The sequence below is a fragment of the Burkholderia sp. 3C genome (assembly GCF_054589155.1).
The window spans coordinates 1-8317 of the sequence record NZ_BAAILN010000069.1 but is presented as its reverse complement, the minus strand read 5'-3'; the positions used below and the strand labels follow the sequence as shown (position 1 = coordinate 8317).

At 56.0% G+C, this 8317-nt stretch carries 9 protein-coding genes and 2 pseudogenes; all 11 read right to left on the bottom strand.

Annotation, left to right across the window (positions count from 1 at the left end; genetic code table 11):
* Window positions 1-57 precede the first annotated feature (57 nt).
* Window positions 58-1800: a ShlB/FhaC/HecB family hemolysin secretion/activation protein gene (locus ACYP33_RS12485; RefSeq protein ID WP_459622010.1), complete on the bottom strand. Its 1743-nt coding sequence runs from the start codon at window positions 1798-1800 to the stop codon at window positions 58-60.
* 32 nt (window positions 1801-1832) lie between these two features.
* Window positions 1833-2323, bottom strand: a pseudogene (locus ACYP33_RS12480) (contact-dependent growth inhibition system immunity protein).
* A 192-nt stretch (window positions 2324-2515) separates the two neighbouring features.
* Window positions 2516-2677: pseudogene (locus ACYP33_RS12475) on the bottom strand (hemagglutinin repeat-containing protein); the annotation flags it as partial.
* Window positions 2678-2735: 58 nt separating this feature from the next.
* Window positions 2736-3005 carry a hypothetical protein gene (locus ACYP33_RS12470; protein ID WP_459622008.1) on the bottom strand — a complete coding sequence of 90 codons (270 nt, stop codon included), beginning with the start codon at window positions 3003-3005 and terminating at the stop codon, window positions 2736-2738.
* Window positions 3006-3044: 39 nt separating this feature from the next.
* The gene (locus tag ACYP33_RS12465) at window positions 3045-3221 is read right to left on the bottom strand and encodes a hemagglutinin repeat-containing protein (RefSeq protein ID WP_459622006.1); all 177 of its coding nucleotides are present in this window, start codon (window positions 3219-3221) and stop codon (window positions 3045-3047) included.
* Window positions 3222-3530: 309 nt separating this feature from the next.
* Window positions 3531-5111: a hypothetical protein gene (locus ACYP33_RS12460; RefSeq protein WP_459622004.1), complete on the bottom strand. Its 1581-nt coding sequence runs from the start codon at window positions 5109-5111 to the stop codon at window positions 3531-3533.
* 159 nt (window positions 5112-5270) lie between these two features.
* Window positions 5271-5396: a polymorphic toxin type 22 domain-containing protein gene (locus ACYP33_RS12455; RefSeq protein ID WP_459622101.1), complete on the bottom strand. Its 126-nt coding sequence runs from the start codon at window positions 5394-5396 to the stop codon at window positions 5271-5273.
* Between the two features lie 11 nt (window positions 5397-5407).
* Window positions 5408-6212 (bottom strand): IS5 family transposase gene (locus ACYP33_RS12450; protein WP_459622002.1). Its coding sequence is split into 2 segments (ribosomal slippage): window positions 5408-5879 and window positions 5878-6212, totalling 807 coding nucleotides; the frame shifts between segments, so codons are not numbered across the junction.
* Between the two features lie 33 nt (window positions 6213-6245).
* A complete protein-coding gene (locus ACYP33_RS12445) occupies window positions 6246-6782 on the bottom strand; it encodes a polymorphic toxin type 22 domain-containing protein (protein ID WP_459622001.1) in 537 nt (178 codons plus the stop codon).
* A gap of 167 nt (window positions 6783-6949) precedes the next feature.
* The gene (locus ACYP33_RS12440) at window positions 6950-7087 is read right to left on the bottom strand and encodes a hypothetical protein (protein ID WP_459621999.1); all 138 of its coding nucleotides are present in this window, start codon (window positions 7085-7087) and stop codon (window positions 6950-6952) included.
* 9 nt (window positions 7088-7096) lie between these two features.
* On the bottom strand, window positions 7097-8317 hold a 1221-nt coding region (locus ACYP33_RS12435), incomplete at its 5' end, for a polymorphic toxin type 22 domain-containing protein (RefSeq protein WP_459621997.1).

Genomic DNA, 8317 nt, shown 5'->3' with positions numbered 1-8317 from the left:
AGCGGGGCACCGCGCTCGGGACGGCGCCGGCCCGAGCGCGCGATCACGCCCGCGTCATCAGAGCTGCGCCGTGACTTGAAAGCCCACCGTCACGCGTGCCGTGGGAAACCCGGAAGGCTTGTAGATCGGCGTGCCGGCGAACAGGTCGTAACCGCAGGCACCCAATCGCGTCGCAATGCTGCCCTTCACGCCGATCACCGCGCCTGCCAGTTGCGTGCCGACCAGCGCGATCGGCTGCGCGCCCCACACGCGGCCGTAGTCGATGCCCGCATAGATCGCCTGCCCGGTCCGGGCGATCGACGCCTGCAGTTCGTTGCGCCAGAAAAAGCCACGGGAAGCGGCCAGCATCGTCTCCCCGTCGAATCCGCGTACGGTATAGCGGCTGCCGATCGTCAGGTCGTCGATGTAGTACAGCGAACTGCCGGTGTACTGGCCATGGAACGTCGTCACGTAGCGCAACGGCTGCTGCGCGATCGCGAACGGCACCGACAGGTTCGCATCGAGCACCGCCATCTTGTAGCGATAGGTCGGGCCGCCGTCGGCTGCCAGGCTGTCGTCCTGCGCGCCGAACGCGCCGATGCCCTGCCGATACGCCAGCGTTCCGTCGAACTGCGCGTTGCCGAAATAGTGGCGATCGGTCAGGCCGAACTCGACGAACGTGTTGTTGCGGCGCTGCTGCGGAATTTCGGTGTCCTCGATGAAGCTTTGCCCGAAGCGGCGCGACAAGCGGAACTGTGCACCGAGCATGTTGTTCCGGCTGCGTAACAGCACGCGGTTCAGCTTGAGATCGATCGTCTTCGAATTGCCGCTCGCGACGAACGTCTGGTTCACGCCGGCGATCTGCTGGTAGTACGTGTTGGTGTACGCCGACAGCGTTGCCGTCCAGTAACCCCACGGGATCGAGTAGAAGCCGTTCCAGCCATGCGAGCCGAGGCGCTTGTCGCCGAATTCGAGATCCTGGCTCGCGCCGATATTGAAGATGTCGTTCAGGCCGAGCGGGTTGTCGATGCCGAGCGCAAGGTTGCCTTGCAGGCGCCCCGTCGCGCGCGTGCCGGCGTTATCGATCGAGGCGACGACCGTCCACGGTTTGCCGCGCTTCACGTCGAGCACGACGTCGCTTTCGCCCGGTACGTCGGCAGGTGCGATCTGCATCGATACCGCCTGGCTCGATACGCGCTTCATTTGTTCGACGCCCTGCTCGACGTCACGCAGGTTCAGCAGTTCGCCGTCGCCTGTCGGGAACGCGGTTTTCCAGGTGCCGCGCTGTTTGTCGTTGGTGAAGCGGATGTGGCGGATCACGCCGGGGATCAGCGAGAGCTTGAGCGTGCCGGTCGACAGATCCTGTGCGGGCAGCAGCACGCGTGTCGTGACGTAGCCGCGCGCGAGGATGGCTTGCGACAGGCCACTGACGAGCATGTCGAGGCCCTGCTTTCCGACGCATTGGCCGGTGTAGTGCTCAAGCCATTCGCGCACGAAGGCAAAGCGGTCCATCGGCAATACCGACGCGCCTTGCGCTTTCACGGCAGCGGGCAGCGCATCGGGGACGTCGAGCGTGAAGCGCTCGATGCGGAAACAGGGCGTTTCGGAAGGCAGCGTCGGATAGGCGGCGCTTGCCGTTACGCCCGAACGTACGCCGGGTGCGGAGACGGCCCGTTCGCGTTCGCGGGTTTCTTCCTGTTGTCGGGTTTGCTGGTCATTGCCCGGGATGATCGTGTTTTGCGGGATTCTCTGTGCTGATACGTTCACTGCCACTGTCAGCAGCAGGGCCGCAATGCCCATCCCGCGTCGGTTGATACTCATGGATGTTGTTCTTATCGATTGGGTTGGTTGATTTATGGAATGCAGCGGTCCAGGGCGACTCGCAAAGCAACGCCGATTTCGGCTTCTGGCGAATCGGACGGGAGGACGACTTTTGTGTTGTCGCCCAACCCATCCCACGCTGCGAGCTTGTCGTGGCGGCTTGGATCGAGCGTCAGGACACCGTCAACGACTTTTGCGTGGCACAGGATCATTTTTTTGAATAGCGCTTGCTTGGTTTTGTACCCGAACCGGGCAAGAAGGCTATCCGCCCATTTTTATAGTTTTCTCCGACCAGTCGGAAATCGAAAAAGAGTGGATTTTCTTCACGATGCTGTGGGGTGATGAAACGGCTTGCCAGCAGCGCGTCGTTAAGACAACGGCCGAGCGCTTCGTCGTCGGCAGCTGTGTCTAGAAAATGCATGCTGCCATCCGGATCTGCGATTGAAACGCGGTGTCCTGATTGCGTTTCAATGAGAATGAAATCTGGATTTCGATATATGGCCGCGCGTTGCCAAGGATTCACTTCGCTCAATTCGGCTCCTTTTTACTGTTCCTGCAAGAATCGTGACGATGGGGCTGTCAGCGTACTGGATAGTTCGATTGAGTTGTTACGGCTGCGGTGGGGTTTTTTGATCTAGTCTTGGGTTTGGGGTTTTTGTGACTGAGTGTGTATAAACGTCTTCAGTTTCTTTTCTCTCCGTTGAGCACATTTCGCATGGTTGTTGTTTTGTGTCGCAAAGTCGCTGTTGCCGTCGCCGTTGGCTTTCGACATCGCAGCTGAAACGTCGAACCCGCCCGTGCCGACCGACACGCCCACGCTCGCGCTCTTTGATTCGTTCGTAGTCCGTGTCGAATCGGTGTCGGTCGTATTGACGATAAGGGCTTCGATCGACATCAACGCATCTCAGACGAAAACTCGGCTAACATCGGGTTTATCATGACGGCGAGTTGTCTTGATCGTCATCCTTTACTTCATAACTCTTGCGAGCTTTCTTATAGCTGTTGTCGAAAGGCTTGATTTTTAGCAAACGAGCACGGCCACTCAAACCACCAATAGCCATAAGTAAAAATCCGAGCAGCGCAAGAAAAATACTCCCAATCGAAGGAGGCATATATTTTAATGTCACACACGACATTCCCACGCCAATCACAATTAAAGCAGTACATACCCACCCACTCAGATTTCCATCATCTAAAAATTTCATTTATCCTCCGATTTATCAACAACACGATCCCAATAATAATTAACGAAGTCTTGAAATGCCGAACCCGCCCGTGCCGACCGACACGCCCACGCTCGCGCTCTTCGATTCGCTCGTAGTCCGTGTCGAATTGGTATCCGTTGTATTGGCGACATCGATCTGGTTGTATGCAGCCAAAATCAAATTCTGCGCATTCACACTCGAACCGGTAATGGTCACGTCTCTGCTGCCCCGCGCGTCATTTCCGGTTTTGTCTCCCAATCAATTATTTGAACCATGGTCCGAATATCTTCGGATCGTCGCTCAATATCCCAGCATTGCGCAACGACTTCGGCAAGTACTTCACAAACACGAACAACAGTACAAGAAATACCGGCAACCCAATTCCAAATATAGAAACACCATCATTCCATCCAAGCAGATTTCTACATACACCAATGGCAATAACGGCGTAAAACCCAGAAGCTGCAATCGATACCCCGCCAATGACCCCAATAATCTGACTAATTGCGTACAAACGCCTCCAATTCACTTTTTCCCTCCGATATCACGGATATCATTTATAACAGTCACTCCCTTCGAACCCACGCCAAACAACAGAATACCTTGCGTCGTTCCGTAAGGTGCCACTTGGTTAGTGAACGGGATCAATTTATTTTTATTAATACGTGGCACGGTTACGCCGAACATTGAACCCGAACGGTTTAGACCATCTGAAATCCCCATCTTTAGAGGAACTGGCACGTAAAAAGCACCAATCGCAGCGGCAAGATTCAATCCGTCATATGCGACGCTCCCCCATCCAGAAGGCAATATCTGATTGAATCCATAACGCAATGGATTCAATCCTGGAGAATCGTTGCCGTTGTAGCGGTTATACAACCCATCGGCCCCTTCGGACATACCACTTAGACCGAATGACAAAATCGGTAGACCCACGGCACACCCTAAGCCACTTGTACAGAACCCAGCCCCTGCCTTCGCCGTCACGCCCGCGACAACCACCTTAACCCCATCCTTCGCCACCCCAACCGGATCATTCTTCACCGCATCACCAACCTTCTGCCACGGGGTGTAATCGAACAACCCCGCTTCCTTCTGCCGACTTACCCATTCCAGTTCTTGTTGCAACTGCCCGACCTCAATCTCACTCACGAATCTCTTGTTACGCTCATCGCTGCCAGCCGGATACTCTGCCCAACACTTCACCGCGTAGCACGCCGCACGCGTCAGCTTCTCCTCCTCCGCCCTGTCCTTGCCTGCTTTCTCGGCAATCACTTTCTTTTCATTGTCATGAAGTAGCCGATTAAACCGATCAACGTTGTACCCAGAGAACGCCCCCGATTCCCCACCTACAGCCGCACCGGCCCCCGTCGCAAACGCATTCGCCACAATATTTCCCAACGCCTGATTCATATCGGCGTTACCCGTCGGATCACTACCCGCGATTGCGCTACTCAGTTCATTCAGCTTGCCCGATGCGATCGACGCAATCGCCGCACCAGCTGCCCCACCGACCGCATTTCCACCCGCCATTCCCGCCATCAACGCCGCGCCCGTGCCCTGCATCAGCGCCCGATTTGCTCCGCCTTCCTTCCACGCATCGACACCTGCCTGATCTCCATTCGCCGCGGCGTCCTTCTTCATCTTGTCCGCGTAGTCCCCGATTCGGCGCGACACCGCTTCGCCTGCCGCACTCGCAGCCGCCATCATGTCCGCCTGATTGCTCAACAGGTTCTGCATGTCGGGGAGTTTGTCGATCGTGCCGTTCGTATCCGTCGTCTCACGATTCAAGCTCTCCACGTCCTGCTTCTGGTTCGACGAGTCCGTGATCGTGACCGTCCCCGCACTGACGCCGATTTTCGTTGTCGCGCCGTCGCTGCCGGTTTCGCTCTGGCCAAGCATCGGCGACACACCGCCGGCATTCTTTCCCGACGTGCTGCTGTGCGTGCTGTAGTTCATCCCGCCATCACCGGTCGTTGCGCCCGCGCTGAAGCCGCTCGATTTCGCGTCGTAGTGCGACCGATTCTGCATGTCCGCGAAAGACAATGAACCTGTCGTCAACGTGTTCTTCGATGCATCGGCATTTCTCGCGGCATAATAATTCAAAGTAGAATTTTTATTACCTCAATAGTTTCTCAAATACAGCACCCCCTATCACTAGCGCGACTACACCGACAAATATCCAGTAAATAATCTTTTGCCTTTTGCTCATGCGCGCCCACTGTTCGGGCGTTGGCCCTCCGCCAGCCGCCATACCAACCTCCCTTAATTTTTACCCACAGATTCAGAATGCCCCCAAGGCATTACTCCAATCGATTTTCCACCAAGTGAGCCAAATCCAACTTCAATGGCAGTATCCCCACCATAAGCATGAGAAATCGCAGCGAACACACTAAGAGTCGCTAACACAAGTCATCCACGAATCTCGAGCAGATGACGGCGGCAGCCAGGACAAGCAGAGCGGCATGAATATCGAGGCGCCGTTCGAAACGAATTCGTAGCTTGCCGAATCCGGCAAACCAGGCATGCGTACGCTCGACGACCCAACGATGCCGCCCCAGCCGTTCGCTGCTTTCGATACCGCGCCGGGCGATACGAGCCTTGATGCCGCGCTGTCTCAGATAACGCCGGCAACGCGCGAAGTCACACCCTTTATCAGCATGCAGTTTGCTCGGACGCTTGCGTGGCTGACCGTTCAGGCCCGGTACCGCAGGAATGGCATCAAGCGTGGACTCGAATGCCATAGAATCGTGTCGGTTCGCTCCCGTGATCGTGACAGCCAGCGGGATGCCGCGTGCATCTACGACGATGTGTCGTTTCGATCCGAGCTTGCCGCGGTCCGTCGGATTGGGGCCGGTCTCCTGGCCCCCCGGGGCTGGAGACGCTGGCTCCATCGAGGCTCGCGCGCTCCCAATCGATCTGGTCGTGTTCACGCAGCCGACGCAGCATCGCCAGATGCAGTCGATGCCATATGCCGGCAGCTTGCCAATCTCGTAGACGTCGCCAGCACGTCATGCCGCTGCCGAAGCCCAGCTCCTGCAGCAGGTCTTCCCACGGAATACCCGTCTGCAGGACATACAGAATGCCGTTCAGTGCTGCTCGATCATCGACCGTCCGCCGCCGTCCGCCCTTGAGCGATGGCGTGAACTCCGGAATCAGCGGTTCCAGTGCCACCCACAATTCGTTGCTGATTTTGCGTCTTGCCATGCCGCAGACGATACGACGTTCGCAGCTTCACGTTCAGGTTGTGTTAGCGACTCTTAATCCGTATTCGACGGAAAACTGTCCGCCATACGCATGACCAACCCCACCACCGGCACCAACGACAGGGAATCCAGGAACAGGTACAAACAATGATGCGTTCGCACCGCCACCTGCCAAGTACGAGCTAGTATTCTCTGCACCGCTTCCACCAAGAATACGTCCAAGTGTCACGAAAATCCCTGGCTTCAAAGAATATGTAGGAATGGGCTTACCAAGCGCCCAACTCCCGACCATATCGCCATTGTGTAGATTGATTACAAATCCTCCTGAAGCAATATATATGTTGCCTTGGATCGATACATAGTCTGGAAGCATTGCCGCAAGTGCAAGTTGCGCGTTCCCTCTTTGCGCCTGGATCGCCGCCTGCAATACAGTATCGCTACACTGTGCACCTGCAGGACACACCTGCGTAACAAAATTCTTCTTTATCGCAAAATCAGTTTCCTCCTGACCTTGCCGATTAAACCGATCAACGTTGTACCCAGAGAACGCCTCAGATTCTCCACCCGCCACCGCACCCGCTCCGTCGCAAAGGCATTCGCCACGATATTGCCCAACGCCTGATTTATATCGCTGTTGCCGATCGGATACGATGACGCAATTGCGCTAATCAATTCATTAAAATTTCAGAATTTTAACTTTAATGTTTCAGCGCCATGCCAAGTTTATTTATTAGCAATTTAACTTATCATTTTTTCAATGACTAAATAGCCAACGAACGCCATAGCCGCGCCAACGAAAAGCCAATAAATAATCTTTTCCTTTTTACTCATTCGTTTCCATTGATCAGGTGATGGTCCTCCACCTACTGCTGGCATCGTTCCTCCTTATTTGTTTCCGACCGGCATTGAGTGATTCCAAGGCACAATTCCAAATGACGACCCTCCTGGTGATCCAACTCCAATTTCAATCGCTGTGGAACCCCCGTATGCATGTGTTACTGCGCCAACGACGTTAAATCGCCAAGGTGTTGGTATAGAAACAAAGGCCTGATTGCCATCTCCGTTAAGGAACGCATTGGTCGCGTCCGCCCCTCGTGCTCCCCAGATCCAACCCAGCGTAGCGCCTCCACCTGGCAACCACGAGATAGCCGAGGGATTACTTTGTCCAACTCCGACTGCCAAATATTTGGTTCCATCATCGAGATTGACTACCCCACCGGCAGAACCCGACAGCACACCGAAGTTCAGCGTAACGTAATTCGGAGATATCAGCCCCGACGCCTCCTGCGCCAAGTCGCCCTGTGCCTGAATCGCTGCAATCAGCGTCGCATCACTACACTGTGCTCCGGCCCCACATACTTGGGAGACCAAATCCTTCGGCTTTTTGCCTCCACCCACGTTATCGTGCGCGGAACGATTGTACAAATCGACACTCGACGCCTCCGCCGCCCCTGCATTCGCCCCTACAGCCGCACCCATCCCCGTCGCCAACGCATTAGCCACAATATTTCCCAATGCCTGATTCATATCGGCGTTACCAGTCGGATCACTACCCGCGATCGCGCTACTCAATTCATTCAACTTGCCCGAAGCGATCGACGCAATCGCCGCACCGGCTGCCCCACCTACCGCATTTCCGCCCGCTATTCCCGTCATCAGCGCCGCGCCCGCGCCCTGCATCAGCGCCCGATTCGCCCCGCCTTCCTTCCACGCATCAACGCCTGCCTGATCGCCATTCGCAGCAGCGTCCTTCTTCATCTTGTCCGCGTAGTCCCCGATTCGGCGCGACACCGCTTCGCCTGCCGCACTCGCAGCCGCCATCATGTCCGCTTGATTGCTCAACAGGTTCTGCATGTCCGGAAGTTTGCCGACGGTGGCGTTCGCATCCGTCGTGTCGCGATTCAAGCTCGCCACATCCTGCTTCTGTTTCGCCGAATCCGTGATCGTGACCGTCCCCGCACTGATGCCGCTTTTCGTTGTCGCACTATCGCTGCCGGTTTCGCTCTGGCCAAGCATCGGCGACACACCGCCGGCATTCTTTCCCGACGTACTGCCGTGCGTGCTGTAGTTCATCCCGCCATCACCGGTTGTCCCACCCGCGCTGAA

Bases quoted from the DNA above. Each gene is read 5' to 3' on its own strand.
- ACYP33_RS12485 (WP_459622010.1), bottom strand. From the start codon at position 1,800: ATGAGTATCAACCGACGCGGGATGGGCATTGCGGCCCTGCTGCTGACA.
- ACYP33_RS12470 (WP_459622008.1), bottom strand. From the start codon at position 3,005: ATGAAATTTTTAGATGATGGAAATCTGAGTGGGTGGGTATGTACTGCT.
- ACYP33_RS12440 (WP_459621999.1), bottom strand. From the start codon at position 7,087: ATGCCAGCAGTAGGTGGAGGACCATCACCTGATCAATGGAAACGAATG.